21 protein-coding genes are annotated in these 21,151 nt (G+C 65.5%); 16 read left to right on the top strand and 5 right to left on the bottom strand.

All coding sequences use genetic code 11. The annotated features are described in order from the left end of the window. Positions 1–13: 13 nt before the first annotated feature. On the bottom strand, positions 14–424 hold the full coding sequence (locus ACFQS4_RS08865; RefSeq protein WP_497901159.1) for a DUF7975 family protein: 411 nt from the start codon (positions 422–424) through the stop codon (positions 14–16). Between the two features lie 59 nt (positions 425–483). On the opposite strand from ACFQS4_RS08865, the gene ACFQS4_RS08860 reads away from it, so the two are divergent. Beyond that, positions 484–1,119 carry an adenylate kinase gene (locus ACFQS4_RS08860; protein WP_497901158.1) on the top strand — a complete coding sequence of 212 codons (636 nt, stop codon included), beginning with the start codon at positions 484–486 and terminating at the stop codon, positions 1,117–1,119. A 26-nt stretch (positions 1,120–1,145) separates the two neighbouring features. Here the strand turns inward: ACFQS4_RS08860 and ACFQS4_RS08855 are convergent, their stop codons facing one another. Beyond that, entirely contained in the window at positions 1,146–3,713 is a 2,568-nt protein-coding gene (locus ACFQS4_RS08855; protein WP_497901157.1) for a vWA domain-containing protein, read from the bottom strand. 338 nt (positions 3,714–4,051) lie between these two features. On the opposite strand from ACFQS4_RS08855, the gene ACFQS4_RS08850 reads away from it, so the two are divergent. The 3 genes from ACFQS4_RS08850 (at position 4,052) to ACFQS4_RS08840 (ending at position 6,615) form a co-directional block, all read left to right on the top strand. After that, positions 4,052–5,008 carry a DUF106 domain-containing protein gene (locus ACFQS4_RS08850; RefSeq protein ID WP_497901156.1) on the top strand — a complete coding sequence of 319 codons (957 nt, stop codon included), beginning with the start codon at positions 4,052–4,054 and terminating at the stop codon, positions 5,006–5,008. Positions 5,009–5,113: 105 nt separating this feature from the next. Beyond that, on the top strand, positions 5,114–5,689 hold the full coding sequence (cmk, locus tag ACFQS4_RS08845) for a (d)CMP kinase (protein ID WP_497901155.1): 576 nt from the start codon (positions 5,114–5,116) through the stop codon (positions 5,687–5,689). After that, on the top strand, positions 5,689–6,615 hold the full coding sequence (locus ACFQS4_RS08840; protein WP_497901154.1) for an RNA-guided pseudouridylation complex pseudouridine synthase subunit Cbf5: 927 nt from the start codon (positions 5,689–5,691) through the stop codon (positions 6,613–6,615). Before cmk ends, ACFQS4_RS08840 begins: the two co-directional genes overlap by 1 nt. A gap of 48 nt (positions 6,616–6,663) precedes the next feature. Here the strand turns inward: ACFQS4_RS08840 and ACFQS4_RS08835 are convergent, their stop codons facing one another. After that, positions 6,664–7,062, bottom strand: a complete 399-nt coding sequence (locus ACFQS4_RS08835; protein WP_497901153.1) for a MaoC family dehydratase — start codon at positions 7,060–7,062, stop codon at positions 6,664–6,666. Positions 7,063–7,149: 87 nt separating this feature from the next. On the opposite strand from ACFQS4_RS08835, the gene ACFQS4_RS08830 reads away from it, so the two are divergent. From ACFQS4_RS08830 to yqeC, 12 genes are all read left to right on the top strand, one after another. Further along, positions 7,150–8,025 (top strand): alpha/beta fold hydrolase, encoded by an 876-nt coding sequence (locus ACFQS4_RS08830; protein ID WP_497901152.1) that lies wholly within the window; start codon positions 7,150–7,152, stop codon positions 8,023–8,025. Next, complete coding sequence (locus ACFQS4_RS08825) at positions 8,022–9,725, top strand: AMP-binding protein (protein WP_497901151.1); 1,704 nt, start codon at positions 8,022–8,024, stop codon at positions 9,723–9,725. Before ACFQS4_RS08830 ends, ACFQS4_RS08825 begins: the two co-directional genes overlap by 4 nt. A 76-nt stretch (positions 9,726–9,801) precedes the next feature. Beyond that, the gene (locus tag ACFQS4_RS08820) at positions 9,802–10,503 is read left to right on the top strand and encodes a helix-turn-helix domain-containing protein (RefSeq protein WP_497901150.1); all 702 of its coding nucleotides are present in this window, start codon (positions 9,802–9,804) and stop codon (positions 10,501–10,503) included. Between the two features lie 72 nt (positions 10,504–10,575). After that, positions 10,576–11,745, top strand: coding sequence for a thiolase domain-containing protein (locus tag ACFQS4_RS08815; protein WP_497901149.1), 1,170 nt, complete (start codon positions 10,576–10,578; stop codon positions 11,743–11,745). Beyond that, positions 11,742–12,119 carry a Zn-ribbon domain-containing OB-fold protein gene (locus ACFQS4_RS08810; protein WP_497901148.1) on the top strand — a complete coding sequence of 126 codons (378 nt, stop codon included), beginning with the start codon at positions 11,742–11,744 and terminating at the stop codon, positions 12,117–12,119. Before ACFQS4_RS08815 ends, ACFQS4_RS08810 begins: the two co-directional genes overlap by 4 nt. 338 nt (positions 12,120–12,457) lie before the next feature. Beyond that, positions 12,458–13,909: an ABC transporter substrate-binding protein gene (locus ACFQS4_RS08805; protein ID WP_497901147.1), complete on the top strand. Its 1,452-nt coding sequence runs from the start codon at positions 12,458–12,460 to the stop codon at positions 13,907–13,909. A 5-nt stretch (positions 13,910–13,914) separates the two neighbouring features. Next, positions 13,915–14,850 (top strand): ABC transporter ATP-binding protein, encoded by a 936-nt coding sequence (locus tag ACFQS4_RS08800; RefSeq protein WP_497901146.1) that lies wholly within the window; start codon positions 13,915–13,917, stop codon positions 14,848–14,850. Beyond that, positions 14,847–15,545: an ABC transporter ATP-binding protein gene (locus ACFQS4_RS08795; protein WP_497901145.1), complete on the top strand. Its 699-nt coding sequence runs from the start codon at positions 14,847–14,849 to the stop codon at positions 15,543–15,545. Before ACFQS4_RS08800 ends, ACFQS4_RS08795 begins: the two co-directional genes overlap by 4 nt. 77 nt (positions 15,546–15,622) lie before the next feature. Further along, a complete protein-coding gene (locus tag ACFQS4_RS08790) occupies positions 15,623–16,741 on the top strand; it encodes a branched-chain amino acid ABC transporter permease (protein WP_497903173.1) in 1,119 nt (372 codons plus the stop codon). A gap of 28 nt (positions 16,742–16,769) precedes the next feature. Continuing rightward, the gene (locus ACFQS4_RS08785) at positions 16,770–18,101 is read left to right on the top strand and encodes a branched-chain amino acid ABC transporter permease (RefSeq protein WP_497903172.1); all 1,332 of its coding nucleotides are present in this window, start codon (positions 16,770–16,772) and stop codon (positions 18,099–18,101) included. 97 nt (positions 18,102–18,198) lie between these two features. Beyond that, positions 18,199–19,221 (top strand): 3-oxoacyl-ACP synthase, encoded by a 1,023-nt coding sequence (locus tag ACFQS4_RS08780; RefSeq protein ID WP_497901144.1) that lies wholly within the window; start codon positions 18,199–18,201, stop codon positions 19,219–19,221. 85 nt (positions 19,222–19,306) lie between these two features. Then, positions 19,307–20,077 carry a selenium cofactor biosynthesis protein YqeC gene (gene yqeC / locus ACFQS4_RS08775; RefSeq protein WP_497901143.1) on the top strand — a complete coding sequence of 257 codons (771 nt, stop codon included), beginning with the start codon at positions 19,307–19,309 and terminating at the stop codon, positions 20,075–20,077. A gap of 39 nt (positions 20,078–20,116) precedes the next feature. Here yqeC and ACFQS4_RS08770 read toward each other — a convergent pair whose 3' ends face one another. Beyond that, on the bottom strand, positions 20,117–20,500 hold the full coding sequence (locus ACFQS4_RS08770) for a CBS domain-containing protein (RefSeq protein ID WP_254155716.1): 384 nt from the start codon (positions 20,498–20,500) through the stop codon (positions 20,117–20,119). Positions 20,501–20,574: 74 nt separating this feature from the next. After that, complete coding sequence (locus tag ACFQS4_RS08765; RefSeq protein WP_497901142.1) at positions 20,575–21,141, bottom strand: 8-oxoguanine DNA glycosylase OGG fold protein; 567 nt, start codon at positions 21,139–21,141, stop codon at positions 20,575–20,577. Positions 21,142–21,151 lie beyond the last annotated feature (10 nt).

Here is a 21,151-nt window from a genome sequence, read left to right as displayed (position 1 = left end):
AGCGCCGCGTTCGTCACACGGCGGCGATCCAGATCGTCGCATCCTCTGGACACTCGAAGACCGCACGCAAAACGTGCTCGCAGAACTGGGCGATCCGGTTGGGGTCGGCCTTCGCGCTCACGCGTACATTCGTTCCGTCGGCGTCGTCCGGCCGCGTCAAATCGTCGATTTTGAACGCCGGGTACTCAGAGAGGAGGGTTTTCAACCGCTCGAGTTCGCCGTCCGTGCAGTCGAGGCTCACGACTCCATCGGCGAACTGGATCCAGGGCACGCCCAGGTCGGGATCCGGGGCGTCCTCGCGCTCGAGGACGGCTTCGTCCACTTCGATCGTCAGGAACGGACTTGCCCGCTCGCGGTGGGCGACGATGGCGTCGACGATCAGGCGTCGCCGTTCCTGCGGGTCGGCAGCCGAAAATCGCGTCATACCCGGACGATTGTGCGCCATTCTTTAAGCCTTTATGCGCTGGGGCAGAAGGACGGGGTATGGCACAGCCACGGATTCTCATCCTCGGTGCCCCCGGGGCGGGGAAAGGGACCCAGAGCGCAAAGATCGTGGAGCACTTCGACGTCGAACACATCACCACGGGCGACGCCCTTCGGTCGAACAAGCAGATGGACATCTCCCACCTCGACCTCGAGTACGATACCCCGGCCGAGTACATGGACCAGGGCGAACTCGTTCCCGACGAGGTCGTCAACGCCATCGTCGACGAGGCGCTCTCGTCGGCCGACGGATTCATCCTCGACGGCTACCCACGCAACCTCGAGCAGGTCGAAGCACTCGAGGACATGACCGACCTGGACGTCGTTCTGGCGCTCGACGTGAGCGAGGAGGAACTCGTTCACCGGCTGACGGGCCGCCGGATGGATCCTGAGACGGGCGACATCTACCACGTGGAGTACAACCCGCCGGAGGATCCGGAGGTCGAGGAGCGACTCGAGCAGCGCGAGGACGACACCGAGGAGACGGTTCGCGAGCGGCTTCGGGTGTATCAAGAGAACACCGAGCCCGTGCTCGAGTATTATGAAAAAGAGGGGTCGCTCGAGCGCGTCGACGGCGAGCAGGCGCCCGACGAGGTGTGGGAGGGCGTGAAGGCGACGATCGAAGCGAACGCATAACGGCGGTCGACTCGAGCGGTCAGTTGCTAGTCTTCTGCAATCTCAACGTTCCAGTGATCGACGGCGATGGCGTAGTCGTTCGATCCGCCGACGGCGGAGTAGTCGGCGTGGACCTCGAATCTCGTATCGGCCTGGACGACTTCCTCCGCGATCCCATCGAAGACGTCTTCGAGGTCGTCCGCATTGTTGGCGTGTCTATACTCTCCGCCAGTCGTCTGGGCAACCTCTTTCAATAATTCTTCGTCTGCCCCATCTCCAAGCCCGATTGAGTAAATCGAAATGCCCGTATTGGCGGCGTTTTCGGCCGCCTCGAGCGTATCGTCGTCGTGTTCGGAAGGGTCATTAAAACCATCACTCAACAAGACGAGGATGCGGTCGGCATCTCGCGGGTTAGCCTCGAGTTCGTTGACGCCGGCCTCGAGTCCGGCAGCCATATTGGTGCCGCCACCGATGTTGTTTTCGACGCTGTCGTTGACTGCCTCGAGGTCAGTTGACAGGCCGTGAACTTGGTGGGAACCGCTGTTGAACTCGATTACGGCTGCTCGATCACGTCGGTGGGGTTCCAGCGCGTCTGATGCATTCAGTTCACCGATGAACGATTGCGTAGCGTCGACACGAAGGCCGTCGGGGTCGTATCCTGGATGATCGTGTCCAACCCACGCCTGGTTGGGGGACTCGACGGACCGGATCGTGTCTCCCTCCTCGACTGTCGTCCGTTCGTACCAAGAGAACTGCTCAACTCCTCCATCCGCCCGTTTGACCTTCACCGGACTCCCGACGACGATTTCGCCAGTGTGAACCGGCTCCTGCCATGATCCTCCACCGTACACCTCCCACACCGTATGCGGCCCCATCGAGCCCGATCGATCCAGGACGAACCCGACGTCGATCGGGTTCCTAGTCGTCACGTTTTCGAACTCGAGCGTCCGGTTCTCCTCTGGAATCGGGACGTCGGTACGAAGTGATCGATCGAAGTGTACCTCGAGGTCGGAACCGCCGTCGGCGTTCCCCGGTTCGCCGATCCCTTCGAACGTCCCGGTCACGATGGCGCCGTAGATGTCGGTCCCGTGTTCAACCTCGAGGGAACCCGCACCTGGCGCGTAGACGACGCCCTGGACCGTGCCTGCGACAGCGACGTCGGTTTCACTCGTCCCGTACACCCAGAGCTGTGACGCCCGGTCGTCCGGGACCGTCACGGACTCGAGATTGATTGCAGAACCGCCGGCATAGATACTGACCTGTCCCGGGCCGACAACGGTGACGTCCTCGAGAGAGACATCGCCGTCGACAGCGACGTAGACGTCGCCACTGGTCGTGTCGAATTCGATGCCTTCACGAGTGAAATCGCCATCGACGGAGTACGCTCCGGCGTCGATATCATCGTCTGTGTCCCCCTCGAGTTTCGTCTCGTTTTCGAGCAGCGTCGTCGTGCGCGTAATCTCGTCGTCGATCGGTTCGATGGAATCGAACCCGTCCGCCAACTTCGCGGTCGGAACGTCGACGCTCGCCGGTGAGCGATCCTCCCCGACGTACAACGCGGCCGGTGAGACGTCCGCCTCGGGCTGGATCTGGATGTCGCCGTTCACCACCGGAAACCCGGTAATTTCGGCCTGTTGTACCCAGAGCTTATCGACATTCGCAACGAAGAGGTCGTCAGTTACGTTACCCGAATCGGCGTACGATGCTACGCGTCCATCGTAGGAGTCGACGGTGAGAGATTCGTGGGTCCCTAACTGGACCGTCTCGTCCGACACGTAGAGGCCGCCGTAAATCGTGGGATCGACGCCGAGATAGTCGTCGATGGGCCGATCGACGTCGACCGTGGCGAGAACTGACACCGTCCCCGTCGATTCGTCGTGACAGATGACGTTCTCGTCGCCCGCGTTCTCGAGCGAGCAGTCCTCGACTGCGGCATCTTCCACGTCGGTCGCTTCGAACTCCTCGCTCAGGAAGTCGTACCAGCCGTCGTGGTAGGTCTCGTCCGTGATCTCGAGGTGGACGTACCTGACGAATCCCAGATCAGATACACAGTCGCTCGTCCCCGTTTTGCTCCGCGTCGCCGTCATCGAGTGCTCACCGACTCCGACGTCCCCCTGAAGATCCGAGACGGAGAACTCGAGGTACTGCGTCCCGCGACTGTCGGCGACGTACCGAAGGTCTGGTTTCGACTGTATCACGGTTCCGTCGTCGGTGTGTCTCCAGGTTCCTCCCGCCTGTTTGGCGAGTCGCTTCCCATCGGATTCGTACTCGAGCGTGCCGAGCGTGACGTCGTCGAGCACCGTGCACGACTGTTGGAATCGATTGGCCGCCGTCAGCGACGCTGTTCCGGAATCGGTCAGCCGGTAGGTCCCGTCCTCCCCACCGGGAATCGTGACCGCCGCCGAATCCGAACTCGAGTGCAGCAACGTCGTCAGTTCGTGGTCGAACGTGGCGAACGTCTGTTCGGTTCGCTCGTCGTCGAGATCCCCCTCAAGCGTGTCTATAGCGACCATTCCGGTCACCGCAACCAACGCGGCCCCGACGAATACCATCCCAAATAGCAAAACGATGCCAACGAGTGGGGCGTCTCCCCGGTCGGCTGTCCCACCAGCCATATATGCACCAATCATATTTCTGTATTCAAGAAAGACACATTATAAAAAACCACCAGATATTGCCGGTGGATACCCCCTCCCGAGAGTCCAGGTTCCCGAAATCGGCAGACAGGCCGTTGTCTCGACCACTGCCTTCGGATCGGATAGGACGGCTTGAAACTCCCCCGTGGGTGGATAGGAGACGTTGAAGCGGTGCAGGCGCTGCTCATCGATACATCGACAAACGTCTCATCGCCCGTGGGTCGGCAGCGCTCGAGCGAACCGAGACCTATCGTCCACGACCGCCTCGCCACCGAAGATAAACACTTGTATACCGAAGGTGACCTAGCCCAAAACAGATGACGCGCACAGCGGAGAAAATAGGCGCCCTCGTCCGCGAGGACTCGTCGTTCGAGGAGGCCCTCGAGGCGATCCGCCGGAAGGCCGACGAGAACGGCGGCGAGGTCGAGTGGGCGGACGTCCGCGACGACCTGTCGAGTGGCCAGTGGGGCCGACTCATCGAGAAGGGGATCCTCGTCGACGGCCAGGACGGGTTCGAGATCGCCGATCGGTCGGCGTTCGACGACGCCCTCGACGGCGACGGCGAGGACGGCGGCCTCTCCGAGGACCTGCCCGAGATCGACGCCGAAGAATCGAAGTGGTCGCAGTGGGACAAGATTGCGGGGGTGACCGCGCTGTTGTTCATGTTCGGCTACTGGATCACCTCCGTCAGGGACACCGTCGGCAGCGTACTCGACGTCGCCCTCGGGCCCCTGGCGACGAGCATGCCCTTTTACACCGTGATCCTCGCCATCGCGATCATGACGGGTCTGTACTCGACGCTCCTGCAGGCGAACCTGATGAACATGGAGCGGATGGGGAAGTACCAAGAGCGCATGAAGGCCATGCAGGACAAGCGCTCCGAGGTCCAGGATCGCAAGAAAGAAGCCGAGAAGCGGGGCGCGAGCGAAGCCGAGATCGAGAAACTCGACAACGAGCTCCAGCAGGTACAAGAAGAGCAGATGGAAGCGATGGCCGACAACCTCGGGATGTTCAAAGAGCAGTTCCGACCGATGGTCTGGATCATGCTCTTTACGATTCCGCTGTTCCTGTGGATGTACTACCGGATCCACGGCACCGGCCCCCAGACCATCGAGCAAACCGTGGTCATGCCGATGGTCGGCGAAGTCGAGTGGCAGGAGGGCGTCATCGGCCCCATGCGCGCGTGGATCGTCTGGTACTTCCTGTGCTCGATGGGTTTCGTCCAGCTGTTGCGCAAGGCGCTCAACATCGACATGTCCCCCGACACGAGTTGAGCGAGTCGGTTTTCACGGTTCGACACCGGTCACAGGCTCCCGGTTTGCCTCGGCCCGCCTCGAGCGATTCAAAACCCCTTTGAGGTGGCCCCGCGCACTTCGAGTATGTTGCTGACCGTCTCCGGACCGCCGGGCGGAGGAAAGACGACGAATGCGGCGTTACTGGCCGAAGAGTTCGGCCTCGAGCACGTCAGCGGTGGCGATATCTTCCGTCAACTCGCGGACGAACGCGGCTACACCCCCCTCGAGTTCAACAAACTCGCCGAGGAGAACGACGAAATCGACCGCGACCTCGACCGACGACTGCGCGAGATCGCCGTCGAGCGCGACGACGTCGTCCTCGAGTCGCGACTAGCCGGCTGGCTGGCAGCCGAACAGGCCGACCTCAAGTTCTGGCTCGACGCGCCGCTGGCGATCAGGGGAGAGCGGATCGCCGACCGCGAGGACAAATCCCCGGAACGGGCGACGGAAGAGACGCGCGCACGGGAAGCCAGCGAGGTTGGACGATACCGCAAGTACTACGGGATCGAGTTCGGCGACCTGAGCATCTACGACCTCTCGATAAGCACCGCGCGCTGGAGCCCCGAGGCCGTCGCCGACACGCTCGTGACGGCCGTCGAGGCGTACGATCCGGCCGCCGACGAGGGGAAAACGCCCGTCGACGTCGACTACGAGTTCTGATGATCCGTCGCGGTCCCCCCGAGGAACGGTCGCCAGCGGCGCTCCTTCAGTTCGGCGTCGTCAATCTCGACAAGCCGCCGGGGCCGTCCTCCCACCAGGTCAGCGGCTGGCTGCGCGACGCCGTCGCCGAGACCCTCGAAGCGGCCGACGCAGAGCCAATCGATCGGGCATCCCACGCTGGCACGCTCGACCCGAAGGTCACGGGCTGTCTGCCGATCATGCTCGGCCACGCGACCCGGCTGGCGCCGGTGTTCCTCGAGGGCCACAAGGAGTACGTGGCCGTCCTCGAGTGTCACGCCCCGGTCCCCCACGACGCCGAGTCCGTCGTCGAAGAGTTCGAGGGGCCGATCTACCAAAAGCCGCCGCGAAAGAGCGCCGTCTCGCGGCGGGTTCGCGTGCGCGAGATTTACGATCTCGAGGTGCTCGAAACGAGCGACCGGCAGGTCCTCCTGCGAATCCGTTGTGAGAGCGGCACCTACGTCCGCAAACTCTGTCACGACCTCGGTCTCGCGCTAGGGACGGGCGGGCACATGGGCCACCTTCGTCGGACGGCGACGACGCCGTTCGACGACCGAACGCTTCACTCGGCCCGGGACTTCCTCGACGCGCTCGCGTTCTGGCTCGAGGACGACGATCCCGACCCGCTCCTGGACGTGGTCGAACCGGCCGAGCGTATTCTCGCGGACGTCCCTCGAGTCACCATTGCCCCCAGTGCCGCCGAGTCGGTCGCCACCGGGGCGCCGGTGTACGCGCCCGGAGTACTCGAGGTCGACGACGGCGCCGCAGATGCCGCGAACCGAGGCGGTGGTGCCCCGCTCGTGGCCTGTTATACACCCAATGGTGCGGCAGTCTGTCTAGGTCGGCTCGTCGGCGATCACGGGGCCGACTCGGGAACCGTGGTCTCGCTCGAGCGCGTGCTCGTGTAGTCCTCAAAGCGTCTCCCTATCAAACCGCGAACGGGCTATGAACGCCAGTCACCCCTCGTGAGCGAGTGAGAGTACCGTGGCTTCGCCCGAGACGACCACGTCGTCCTCGACGCGGGCGATCGTCTCGACGCGGTAGCGATCGTCGCCCAGGTCCTCGAGCACTTCGGCCGTCGCGGTGACGGTCTGGCCGGGATAGACTGGCGCCTCGAACGAGAGGTCCTGGGAGAGGTAGACGACTTCGCCAGGGAGGGAGGCGAGGGCACTCGAAATGAGACCCGCCACGAGCATGCCGTGGGCGACGGGGCCGTCGAAGAGGCCCTCTGCGGCGTACTCGGGGTCGAGGTGAAGCGGGTTCTCGTCGCCGGTGAGATCGGCGAAGCGCTCGATGTGGTCGGTCGTGATTCGCTGGCTGACCTCGCTTCGGTCACCGGGACTGGCAGTCGACATACCTGTTCTTTCGTCGCGACCCGCGTGTAGTCGCGGGTTGATACTCGAACGTCGGTGTACTTGAGCGCGGAGGGAAACTAGGCTAGCATGACTCGAGCGACCAACGGCGACGTGGAACTCGCCTACGAGGTTGGCGGCGACCCGGACGGGGAACCCGTCGTCTTCGTCGAGGGACTCGGCTACGGCCGGTGGATGTGGCGCTGGCAGCGCGACGCACTGGCCGACGAGTATCGGACGATCCTGTGGGATAACCGGGGAACGGGCGACTCCGACGCCCCCGAGGGACCGTACACGATCGAAGAGATGGCGGACGACCTTGAGGCCGTGCTCGCGGACGCGGGCGTCGACCGCGCCCACCTGGTCGGGGCGAGCATGGGCGGGATGATCGCCCAGCGCTACGCCCTCGAGTACGACCGCGCGGTAACCCTCTCTTTGCTCTGTACCACCCCCGGCGGCCCGGAGGCAGTTCCGGTGCCCGAGGAGACGCAGGCGGCGATGTTCGCCGTTCCCGACGATGTCGACGAGCGCGAGCGGATTCGTCATCGAATGGCCCCCGCAGTTTCGGAGACGTTCTTCGAGGAAAATCCCAACGTAGTCGAGGACATTATCGACTGGCGCCTCGAGAGCGACGCGAGCGACGCGGCCAGGAAGGCCCAGGCGGCGGGCGTGGCCGAGTTCGACGCGGCGGACGAGGTGTCGGCGCTCGAGGTCCCAGTAGTGATCCTCCACGGGAGTGACGACCGGGTCGTCCCCGTCGAGAACGGCCGTCTGCTCGAGAACCTGATCCCGCAGGCCCGACTCGAGGTCTGTGACGGCGGTCATCACCTCTTCTTCGTTGAGCGGTCCGACTGGGTGAACGACCGGGTGGTCGACTTCCTCGAGGCGAACCCGATCAGGACAAGTCTCAAAACGGGAGGCAAGCTTGAAGGAGAAACCGCACTCGAAGCCGGTGATCGCGAGTGAACTGGAGCGACGACGACTACGGCTGGGTCGGCGACTGGACCGCCAGGCGGGCGTCGCTCTCGCCCGACCGGACGGCGATCGTCGACGCTACCGACGACACGCGAGCAACGTACGCGGACCTCGAATCGCGGGCGAATCGCACGGCTCGGCTGCTCGAGGATTACGACGTGTGCGAGGGATCCCGGGTCGCCCTCGTCTCTCGAAATCGCCTCGAGGTCTTCGACCTGTTCTTCGGGACTGGCAAAACCGGTGGCGTACTCGCACCGCTGTCCTACCGACTCGCACCGCCGGAACTGGCCGAACTGCTGGAACTCGTCGACCCGAACCTGCTCGTCATCGAGTCGCCGTTCGTCGAGCGCCTCGAGCACGCGATGGCTCGCTCGAGCGTGGATCCAGCGGTGCTCGAGATCGAGACCGACGAACCGGCCGGCGGGTGGGACGTCTATCGCGACAGGCTACCGACGGACGACGGCCCCGTTGAGAGCCGCGACCGAGCCCTCTCGGATCCGCACCTCCTGCTCCACACCGGCGGATCGACGGGGACGCCGAAGGAGACGACGGTCACGCACGGCTCGCTGTACTGGAACTCCACGAACACGATCACTGCGTGGGGGCTCCGGCCAGACGACGTGACGCCGATGGTGTTCCCGAACTTCCACACTGGTGGCTGGAACGTCATCACTCTGCCGCTGATGCACATGGGCGGCACGCTGGTCATCGACCGCGAGGTCGATCCCCGGCGCGTCCTCGAGCAGGTCGAAACCCACGAGGCGACGGTTCTCGTGGCCGTCCCCGCCGTGTTGCGGTCGATGGCGACCCACGACGACTGGGGGCAGACTGACCTCTCGAGCCTGCGGTTCGTCAAGAGCGGCGGTGGCCCCTGCAGAGACGCCATCGTGCAGGCATGGCGCGACCGCGGCGTCGACATGTCTCAGGGATACGGCCTCACCGAAATCGGCCCGAATAACTTCGCGATGCCCGACGAGTACGACCCCGGGAAGGTCGCGAGCGTGGGCAAACCGGTCCTCCACGCCGACGCCCGGATCGTCGACGAAAACGGACGCGAGGTCGAGACCGGAGAGATCAGCGAACTCGAGTTGCGCGGTCCGCACGGGTCGGCGGGCTACTGGCGCAACCCCGAGGCGACCAGGGAGACGTTCGGGAACGAGGCCGACCGGGACCGGTGGGTATCCACCGGCGACCTCGCCCGAGTCGACGAAGATGGATTCTACCACATCGAGGGCCGGAAGAAGAACATGTTCATCAGCGGGGGCGAGAACGTCTACCCGCCCGAGGTCGAGGACGTAATCGCCGATCACGACGCGGTAGCGGAAGCGATCGTCGTCGGCGTCCCCGACGATCAGTGGGGGACGGTCGGGAAGGCCGTTGTCGAACTGACCGACGAAGCTCGGACAAACGCGGCCACCCCCGGGGACGCGCTGGCGCTGGAGGACCTCGAGGTGTTCCTCTCGGGGAAACTCGCGCGGTTCAAGATTCCCAAGTACCTCGCGTTCGTCGACGAGATGCCGATGAGCGGCCCGTCGAAGATCGATCGGACGGCGCTCGAGGATCGATTCGGGGGCGACGAGGACGAGGGGAGGCGGAACGAGGGCGCCGAGGGCGCCGGGGATCGAAGCGAGGGAACGAGAGGCGACGAGAATCGCAACGAGACCGACGACGGAGCGGAGGTCGAACCGTGACTCGCGCTTTGTTCACCCGCTCTCCGTCCCGAAATCGACGGGTAAGGTTATGGCGTTCAACTAACAATACGTGTCAATGATCGACCTCACCCTGGACATGGAGCAGTACGACTGCCCGTTCATCGACACGACCGACGATCACGACGTGTCGTTCACCGCCGTTCAGTGGGAGTTCGACGGCCAGCGACGCGAACTCGAGACGCGGATGATGGTCGAAGGTGAGGACCGGTCGACGCTCGAGTCCGGCCTGTCGACGCTGCAGGCCCACGACAACATGTACGAGTGCACGCTCTTCAAGAAACACGAGGGGACGGCGCTCCTGCGAACCGTCATCGACGAGACGAACGCGATGCGCGTCATCCGAGACAACGGCGGCTACATCACCGGCCCGTTCCACATCGAGGACGGTAGCGAGCGCTGGGAGGTCGGCTTCGACGAGTCCCGGACGGCCGACGACGCCCTCGCCGACCTCGAGCGCAACAACGAGTTCGACGTCCTCACCGAGGACGCCCTCGACCTGCCCGACCTCTTCGACGTGCTCGACAACGCCGACGCGGCGAGTAACCTGATCGAGGGCTGTCGGTCGCTCTCGGACGTCGAGCGCCAGACGCTCACGGTCGCGGCAGAGAAGGGCTACTTCGACCAGCCCCGGGGAGCGACTCTGCAGATGCTCGCCAACGAGTTCGACGTCTCCGACACGGCCGTCTCGAAGAACGTCCGCCGCGCGGAGCGAAAGGTCCTCCGACGGGTCGTCGACGCCCTCGAGGACCTCGAGTAGCGGCGCTCGCGGATCCGACGACGAGACGGGAATTCCACATTGTTTTTGAACACGGACCACTTCCGTTCGCGTATGCACCAGGCACGTATCGTCGGGGTTGGCATGACCAACTTCGGCGTCCACGACCGGCCGCTTCCGGAACTCTTCTCGAGCGCGGCGTTCGACGCGATGGACGACGCGGGTGTCGACGCGCCCGCCATCGAGTCGTTCTACCTCGGGAACGCCATGGGCGGGCAAACCGAGCGGGACACCCACCTCGCGCCGACGCTGGCGAGTCACATCGGCCTGGCGGGCATCCCCTGCCAGCGCTACGAGGACGCCTGTGCGACCTCCTCGAACGCGTTCAAACACGCCGTCCGCGCGGTCGAGGCCGGCCAGCACGACGTCGTCCTCGTCGGCGGCGTCGAACGCTGCACCCCGACGACGGGCCTCGACACGCCCGAAATGACGTCCGTCTTCGCCTCCGCCTCTCACCGCCAGTACGAACAGCCGACCGGACTCTCCTTCCCCGGCGTCTTCGGCCTGCTGACGACGCGGCACATGCACGAGTACGGGACAACCGAGGAGGACCTCGCCGCCGTCGCGGTCAAGAACCACCACCATGGAACCTACAACCCGCGCGCGCAGTTCGGCTCGGAGACGACGGTTGAGGAGGTCCTCGAGAGCCCGATCGTCGCCTCGCCGTTCCACCTGTTCGACTGCTGTCCGTTCTCCGACGGCGCAGCGGCGGTCGTCGTCGCCAACGAGGAGGCAGCGGCCGACCTCTCGAGCGAGTCCGTCGCCGTCTCCGGTGTCGGCCACGCCACGGACACGATTCCGCTCGCGGACAAAGCCGACTTCACGGCGACGCAGTCGGCTCGAGATGCCGCGAGCCAGGCCTACGAACAGGCCGGCGTCGGCCCCGACGACGTCGACGTGGTCGAACTCCACGACTGCTTTACCGGCGCGGAGGTGCTGGCCATCGAGGCGCTCGGCTTCTTCGAGGACGGCGAGGGCGGCCCGGCCGCCGCGGACGGGGAAACCGCGCTCGGCGGTCGCATCCCAGTCAACCCGAGCGGCGGCCTCAAAGCGAAAGGCCACCCCATCGGCGCCACCGGGGTCGCACAGCTGGTCGAACTCACCGAACACCTCCGCGGGGAGGCCGGCGAGCGCCAGGTCGAGGGCGCCCGTCGCGGGCTCGCACACAACCTGGGTGGCGACGCCGGAACCACGATTGTCTCCATCCTGGAGGTGGACGCATGAGCGACGCACTCCCCAACCCCCTGACCCACGCCGAGTGGACCGAGGCGCTCCGCGACGGTCGGCTCCTGGGCCAGCGCTGTGGCGCCTGCGGCAACGAGACGGCGGCGCCGAAGGCCGCCTGCAACGAGTGTGGCTCCCGCGAGATCGAGACGGTCGAACTGCCGACGGAGGGAACGGTGTATACCGTAACGACCATCGCCGTCGCCCCGGCAGCCTTCGAGGGCAGCTACCGCGTCGCGGTAATCGACCTCGGCACCGAGGGCACCGCCCGCGTGACCGCCCGTCTCGAGGGCGACTGTGACGCCGAGATCGGCGACACCGTCGTGTTCTCGGACGTGCTCGAGGTCGACGAGCCGGTACCTGTTTTCGGCTGAACTGCCTCCGAGGGCCTGCCTCGAGTTCCGAACGTGCTCGAGTCGCCAGGGATTGGGACCGAGGCCTGGAGACCGAATTGGCGAGACGCGCCGCCGCTCGAGGCGGCCAACCGTTCGGCACTTTCGACTTTGCGGACCACTCCGAGGCCGTCAACCTCGAAAAGCTGTGTGACGTGGGGGTGCTGGCCACGGGTAAACAGCCGATACCACTATATCTATTATATTGTTTTAGTACACATTCTATAGCGAATACACACGTTCGAGACGACCGTCGACGCCTCGAGGTTCGTATATCAACCGTCCCTGCTTAGGAGGGGGAATCCATCTAGTGAGCTAGTATGGCACGAGGTACCAACCGGCGGGACGTGCTCCGGCGAACGGGTGCGCTCGCCGCGCTCGGATCGGCCGGACTGGCAGGGTGTATCGCGGACGAGAACGGAAACGGCAACGGCGGGAACGGTGGCAACGGCGGTAATGGTGGAAACGGCGATAGCGACGGGAACGGCAATGGCAACGGCGACGGGAACGGCAGCCAGCAGGTCTCCGACGAGACGATCCGCATCGGCGCCTTACAACCTGTCTCCGGCGACCTCGAGTACTACGGCCAGATCAGCCTCATGGGCTTCTACTCGGGCATCGCCTACAAGTACGACATCGACCCCGTCACCGAAATGACGACGGGAACTCACACCCTCGACCCCGACGACGGCCCAACCTTCGAGTTCATCGTCGAGGACACCGGATTCGTCCCGGACACGGCACAGGAGGCCGCCGAAAGCCTCGTGCTAGACGAGGAGGTCGACCTCCTCTTTGGCGCCTCGAGTTCCGACTCCGCGCGCCGGCTCTCGGCGAACATCCTCGACGAGGCCGGGATTCCGTACATCGCGGGACCGTCCGCGGACGCGGACATCACCGCCTCGAGCGAGCACTGTCACGAGTTGCTCTTCCGGGCGAGCGAACACACGGGGATGGACGCCCGCGCGGGCGGTCGATACGTCGCCCAACAGGGTGACGTCTCGACGGTCGCCATCTTCGCCGCAGAGGGTGCCTTCGGCGAAGGCGTCGCGAACAACTACACCGAAGTGCTCGAGAGCGAGGGCGTCGAGGTACTCGAGCCGCGGTTCGTCGAGCCGGGGTACAGCGAGTTCGAGGGACTGTTCGACGAAGCCCTCGACCAGGGCGCAGACGGCGTCGTCGGCGGGTTCACCTTTATCACGCTGCCAGAGTTTCTCCCAACGGCGATGGCGTACGACGAGATCCAGGCCTTCGGCGGGTTTGCGGAGCTCGTAACGACCCAGATCACGGGTCAAGCCGTCGAGGCGACCCTCGGCGAGGACTTCACGGCCGAGGACATCCAGGCGTCCGGGCTCGGACCGTTCACGACCCGCTACCACTGGAACCAGTACGACAACGAGATCAACGACGCTTTCATCGATATGCACACCGAGGCGTACGGCCTCATGCCCGACCTGTTCAGCGCGGGCACCTTCGTCAGCGGCTCGGCGCTCGTCCAGGCTATCGACGAGACCGGATCGGTCGACAGCGGCGACATCGCCGACGCGATGCGCGGCATGACGGTGACGGACACGCCGAAGGGCGAGGGCGCGTACACCTTCCAGGAGCACAACAACCAGGCCGCCTCGGCGATGACTGTCGCCTGGCCGGTCCCGACCAGCGACGACGTCTCCGAGTACTGGGACGCCGCCGTGATGCCGGGCGAGCCGGTCGAGACCATCCCGGCCGACGAGGTCATGATCCCGGCCGACGAGGCTAGCTGTTCGCTGAACTGATCGTCATGGTGCTCCGGACGACCAATTTGACGAAGGAGTTCGGCGGCATCACCGCCGTCGACGGCGTTGACTTCAGCCTCGAGGCCGGCGAACTCTGCTCGGTGATCGGTCCGAACGGGGCCGGGAAGACGACGTTTTTCAACCTGCTGACGGGCGTGCTCGAGCCGACGCAGGGGACGGTCGAGTTCGCCCCGAGCGGTAGCGACGGCGCTCGTCGCGCCGCCGCCGCTGAATCGACTGCAATCGACACCGGGTCGACCGCAACAACCAGTGACGAGTCCAGACAGTGGGTCGACATCACCGACGCCCCGCCCCACGAGACGGCGCTACTCGGCCTGCACCGGTCCTACCAGATCACGAACGTCTTCCCGACCGTTTCGGTCCTCGAGAACGTCCGCGTGGCCGTCCAGGCCCACCGCGGCAACGACTCCTGGCGGTTCTGGCGCAACGTCGGCGCCTTCGACGACCACTACGCCGAAGCCGAGGCCATCCTCGAGCGGGTTGGCCTCGCTGCGGAAGCCGACCGGACCGCCCAGAACCTGAGCCACGGCGAGAAGCGCAACCTCGAGATTGGCATCGCACTGGCCGGCGACCCGGACGTGCTGTTGCTCGACGAACCGACCGCGGGCGTCTCGAGCGAAGATGTCGACCAGGTCACGGCGATTATCGAGGACGTCGCCGCCGATCACGCGGTCATGCTAATCGAGCACAACATGGACGTCGTCATGGGGATCAGCGATCGCATCGCAGTGCTCAACCGCGGCGAGTTGATCGCCGACGGCGAGCCCGAGACGGTTCGCGAGAGCGAGGCCGTCCAGCGGGCGTATCTGGGGGGCTACGACGGCGACGGCGACGGTGACGGCGGCAGTGACAGTGGTAGCGACGCCGGATCCTCCCGAACCGACGACGGGACCGGGTCGTCGACGGGGGTGGCGTCGTGAGCCTGCTCGAGCTCGAAGGCGTCCACACGTACTACGGCGAGAGCCACATCCTCCAGGGCGTGGACCTCCACGTCGAAGAGGGCGAGGTCGTCGCTCTGATCGGCCGCAACGGCGTCGGGAAGACGACGACTCTGCGGACGATCCTCCAGTTGACGCCGCCGCGAGAGGGAACGGTTCGCTACGCGGGCGAGGACGTCACCGACCTCCCGACGCACGAGGTCGCCTCCCGCGGCATCGGCTGGGTACCCGAGGAGCGACGGATGTTCGGCTACCTCAGCGTCGAGGAGAACCTGCGGGTCGCTGTCGGCCCGGAGGGCGACTTCGACGTGCTGCGAGACGAGATGTTCGACCTGTTCCCGGACCTCGAGCGCTTCCGCGAGAAGGAAGCCCGGAACCTGAGCGGCGGGCAACAGCAGATGCTGGCCATCGCCAGGGGCATCGTCGGCGGAAACGATCTCCTCCTGGTCGACGAGCCGAGTGAGGGGTTAGCCCCGCTGATCGTCGACCAGGTCGTCGAGGCCCTGCGCGACGTCTCCGCGGACACCACGATGGTGCTGGTCGAGCAGAACTTCCCGCTGGCGATGGACCTCGCCGATCGCTTCTACCTGCTCGATCACGGTACGGTCGTCGAGTCGGGTTCGACGGAGGGCGTCACCGCCGACGACGAACAGATACGGAGGTATCTCTCGGCATGATCAGTACGTTCGGCACGATTGGTTCGTTCTCGTCCCTCCCGCTCGGCACGAACGCGCTGTTCGTCTCGCTCCTGGCGATGCTCGAGGTCGGGTTCGGTCCCGGTGTCGTCGGACTGCTCGAGACCGGAACCGGCCCCAGCGTCCTCGGACTCCTCGAGCCCTCGTTCGCGCTCGAGTGGCTCGGAACGGTCGCCTCTGTTGCCGCTGTCGCCCCGCTCGAGGGGCTCGACACCGTCGCTCGCATCCTCATCGAGGGTCTCGGCAAGGCGTCGATCTACTTCATCATCGCTATCGGCCTCACCCTCGTGTTCGGACTGATGGGCGTGCTCAACTTCGCCCACGGCGCGTTCGCGATGGTCGGCTCCTACGTCGGCGGCGTTCTGATGGTCCTGCTCGTCGCCTCGAGCGCGGGCGCGGCGACTCGGATCTTCTTCTTCGTCGTCGTCGTGGCCATCGTCTTCGCGCTGTTGACAGCCGTCGGCGCCGCCCTCGAGGTTGGCCTCGTTCGCCCGATCTACGACCGCACGCCGATGTACCAGATCCTACTGACCTTCGGCGTGGGGCTCATCCTCGAGGAGGTAGCCAGAATCGTCGCCACCGCTCGCGGTATCCAGCCCGAGCCGAAGTGGTCCGGGGCGCAGGCGACGATTCCGTCGGCCCTCGACGCGCCGTCGGAGATCCTACTGACGCTCTTTGGCGCCCGTATCCGCGGATTCTACCTGTTCGCCATCGTCGCCGGCGCGATCCTGGCCGTCGTCGTCTGGGCGTTCCTGACCCGGACGCTGTACGGCCTCTACATCCGGGCCGGCAGCGAGGACTCGGAGATGGTCGAGGCCCTCGGGATCGACGTCCGCCGGGCGTTCACTATCGTCTTCGGCCTCGGGACCGGCCTCGCGGCCGTCGGCGGCGTCTTCCTCATGTGGGACCCGACCGCCGGCCCGAGCGTGTTGCTCAACCTCGAGGTCCTGCTATACGCGTTCGTCGTCGTCGTCATCGGCGGACTGGGGTCGTTCAAGGGGACGGTCGTCGCCGCGCTGATCGTCGGGCTGGCCGACTCGCTGACGACGTGGTTATTCACCTCCGGAACCGTGCCCTTCCCGGGCCTCTCCGAAGTCACGCTGTTCACGTTACTCGTGATCGCGCTCGTGATCCGCCCGCAGGGACTGTACGGCGTCGAGGAGGTGGGCGGCCATTAGCTCCTCGTCCGACCTCGAGACCGAGGCCATCGAGGAGCACGACGAGGGAGCAGATCGAAAGCGCGATACACCGCCTCGAGGTGACAGTCGCGCCGGTAGCGACTGGCCCCGCCAGTACCTTCGCGATCACCTGGCCCACGTCGCCGTTATCGCGTTCTTCGCGGTGTACCCCATCGTCTACGGACCGTTGACCGGATTTCCGGCGCTTGACGTCGGCGTCGGGATCATCGATCCGGGCGCGTTCTTCGACGCGTTCCTCCCGGCGACGACGTTCCTGATCGCGATGCTGTTCCTGGGGTTGTTCGCGATGAGTTTCGACTTCGTCAGCGGCTACACGGGTTACCTCTCGTTCGGCCACGCCGCGTTCTACGGCATCGGGGCGTACTTCATCGTCCTCGTGGCCAACGGGAAAGTGCCGGGGCTCCCCGACAGCACGCCGTTCATGGTGACGATGCTGCTGGGCGCCCTGCTCGCCGTTGTCCTCGCGCTGCTGATCGGCGCGGTCTCGTTCCGACTGTCGGGGGTGTACTTCGCCATGCTCACCCTCGGGTTCGCCCAGGTGCTCTACCAGCTTGTGCGCAACTGGGACTACGTCGGCTCGAACCCACAGCAGGGACCGAACCTCGCCGGGCCGACCCCGGAGGTGGGCGTCCCCTACGTCGACTCCCTGTCGATCGCGCTCGGACGGCTCGCTGGTGACAGCTTCGAGAACGTCCTCGGAACCGGCATCGACGTCTCGGCGACGATGACCTCCTACTACGCCATCGGGATCATCGTCGTCCTCTCGTACTTCGCGATGCAGCGGATCGTCCACTCCCCGTTCGGTCGCGTGATGATCGCTATCCGGGAGAACGAGGAACGCGCCCGCGCCGTCGGCTACAACGTCTTCTGGTACAAGATGGCCGCCTTCGGCATGAGCGCCTTCTTCGCTGCCATCGCGGGCGCGCTGTTCGCGGCCTACCGGAGCAGCGCCGCCCCCGACACGACGTTCTACTTCCTCGTCACGGCCGACGCGCTCATCGTGACGATCATCGGCGGCATCGGGACGCTCGCCGGGCCGCTCTTCGGCGCGTTTACCTTCGAGTGGCTCGAGGACGTGCTCTCCTCCCAGCAGAGCGGACTCGCACCGTACCTCCGGGGCGGGCTTCCCGAGAGCGTCCTGAACGCGGACGTCGCCGGCGTGACGTTCCTCGACGTGATCAACACGGTGATCGACGGACGCGCGCCGCTGTACCTGGGAATCGTCTTCGTCCTGTTCGTGCTGTTCGTCCCCAACGGCTTGCTCGGGTCGATCCGCGACCGACTCGGTGGGACCGTCGCGAACCGACTGCCGGCCCACCTCGAGCGCTACCGACGATGACTCCACGTTTCACCAGGCCACGACGGTATCGCGACCACCCGATTTCCGATCGACCTCGCGCTAGAGTCGACCGTTCCCCCACGCGAGGTGACCCGCGATGACGACCGTCGGCCTCACCGGATACGGCCGCTACCTCCCCGACGAGGTCGTCACCGGCGAGGAGATCGCTGCCCAGAGCGGGATCCCAGAATCGGTCGTCGTCGAGAAGATGGGCGTCCGCGAGAAGCGCGTCTGCCCGCCCGACGACGACCACGTCACGGACATGTGCGTGGCTGCCGCGGAGGACGCCCTCGAGATGGCCGACCGCGACCCCGAGGATGTCGACCTCGTGCTCTACCACGGGAGCGAGTTCAAGGACCACGTCGTCTGGTCGGCCGCGGCCAACGTCGCCGAACGGCTGGGCGCGGAGAACGCGTTCGCCACCGAGAGCTACACCCTCTGTGCCGGGGCGCCCATCGCGATCCGGCAGGTACGAGCCCAGCTGCAGGTCGACCACCTCGAGACCGCCCTGCTCGTCGCCGGCAGCCGCGAGGAGGACCTGGTCGACTACGAGAACGAACAGTCCTCGTTCATGTTCAACTTCGGCTCCGGGGCCAGCGCGATGGTCCTGGAGGCCGATCCCGGGTCCCGAGCACGGGCACTGGTCCACGAGAGCGCCGCCCTCACGGACGGCTCGTTCTCGAAGGACGTGATCATGCCCGCGGGCGGCTCGCTCGAGCCCGCCAGCGAGGAGAGCATCGCCGCGGGGCGACACACCCTCGACGTACCCGACCCGGACGGGATGAAAGAACGGCTGGCACCCGTCTCGCTCCCGAACTACCTCGAGGTGGCGGACGCGGCGCTCGAACGTTCCGGGTTCGCTCGTGACGACCTCGACTTCGTCGCCGTCACCCACATGAAGCGGTCGTTCCACGACCTGCTGTTCGAGGAACTGGGGCTCGATCCGGCGACCGACGGCGTCTACCTCGACGCCTACGGCCACGTCCAGAGCGTCGACCAGGTGCTCGCCCTCGAGGACGGTCGTCGGGCGGGGCTGCTCGAGGAAGGCGACCTGGTCTGCTTCCTCGCCGCCGGCACGGGCTACACCTGGGCGGCGACGGCGTTGACCTGGCTCGGGTGACTGGTACACGGGCCGGTGATCGCTACGCGGCTCGGATGATCGGCATTTACCTAGGTTTTTGCCCGCATCCGTCCACTCTCCAGTTATGACAGACGCGCTCGTCCGGGCACTCCAGGCCGACACCGGCGTCACGGCCGTCGTCGGCGCCGGCGGAAAGAAATCGACGCTCTACACGCTCGCCGACCGCCTCGGGCGCGCCGTACTGACGGCGACGGTACGCATTCCAATCTTCGACGAGCGGGTGGCCGACGTGGTGCTCACGCCCGACCCCGTGGGCGAACTCGAGGACCACTTGCGAGAAGAAGCTGAATCAGCAGTCTGGCCCCTCGGACTGGTCCCCGAGCGAGACCGGAGCGACCGCTATCGAGGTTACGAACCGGATGAAATCGACGCGATGGCCGACGTCGACGGCGTCGACCACGTGCTCGTCAAGGCCGACGGCGCCCGGACGCGGCTGTTCAAGGCGCCGAACGAACGCGAACCCCAGATCCCGTCCGTCGCAGACACCGTTCTCGCCATCGCTAGCTGCCACACCGTCGGGCGACCCCTCGACGCCGAGACCGTTCATCGACCGGAGCGCGTGGCCGAACTAACCGGCCGTAGCGCTGGCGAACCGATCACGCCGACGGACGTCGCGACCGTCCTCACCCATCCCGACGGCGGGCTGAAACGGGTTCCCGAGGGTGCGGCCTTCGTTCCGGTCGTGAACATGGTCGACGACGACGGCAACCTCGAGACCGCTCGAGCCATCGGGGAGGCGATTATCGAGGACGACGAGGCGAGCGAGGGTCGGGTCTCTACGGTCGTTCTCACGAGCATGATCCGCGAGGAGCCGCTGGTGACCGTCCTCGAATGAGTTCTGGCTCCGGTTTCACGCAGGGTATCCAGCCCAGTTTCAACGCGGAGACTCGGAGAGGTGAGCGGTCACGTCGGTCGAGGAGACCATCCCGACGTAGTCGCCGTCGACGACCGGGAGGTGCTTGATTCCGTACGTCGTCATCATCGCGGCGACTTCCTCCATGTAGAGATCCGGGGTGGCCGTCTCGACGTCGGTCGTCATCACGTCGGCCACCGTCAGTTCCGCAACGTTCCGTCCCTGCGCGACTGCCTCGAGTACGTCCGTACTGCTAATGATCGCTCGCGGCGTGGTCGGGACGACCAGGGCGCTGATGTCCCCGTCGCGCATTCGCTGGGCAGCGTCCATCACCGTCGCGTCCTTCGAAATCGTTTCCAGTGGACTGGACATGACGTCTCCGACCGTCGTTCTGTCGTTCGACATACCCGTACGACGGGCACGAAACGTATGGTGTTTTCCCTCGAGGCCTCGGGCTCCCCGCTCGAACGGTGCACTCGTTACGCCAGTCCGTCGCTTCCGAGTCGCCAGAGTGCCCGGTACAGCGACACCAGTCCGAGATCGTGGTCGCGAGCGAGGTTTCGACAGCACTCGAGGTAGCGCCGGTAATCCTCGACGTCGATCGGGTCGGGTGGCGGCGTCTCGAGCGAGCCGCGTTCGGCCACCGTGGTCCACAACTGCCGGTCGACGACGAGGTAGCGTTCGGGGTCAGCGTAGTGCAGAAACGCCGAGGCGGCGGGCACGTCGACGCCCTCGAGCGCGGTCAACGACTCGAGCGCCGCTTTCGCGCCGTCCGCTCTCGCGGCATCGACGGCCGTCTCGACAGCCGTCTGGAGGTCGTCCCACCCGTTCTCTTGAAACGCCGACTCCGCCGGGTGTGGCTCGCTCGAGCGGGTGCGTCGGGAGTACCAGCGAACGACCCACTCGACGTCTTTCCAGAGGAACGAGCCGTCGGCGAACGCCGCGGGCAGTGTCTCGAGACGCTCGTCCTCGACGGTCGCGAACGGCTCGTATTCCTCGTAGGCGGCGGCCGCTCGCTCGAGTTCCCCAGTTTCAGATCCGTCCATCGAGTCGACC

The sequence above is a fragment of the Saliphagus sp. GCM10025317 genome, from assembly GCF_042663665.1.
In the GTDB taxonomy this organism is placed as follows: Archaea; Halobacteriota; Halobacteria; order Halobacteriales; family Natrialbaceae; genus Natronosalvus.
The sequence above is the reverse complement of the archived record's forward strand: the minus strand, read 5'-3'. Positions and strand labels throughout refer to the sequence as shown.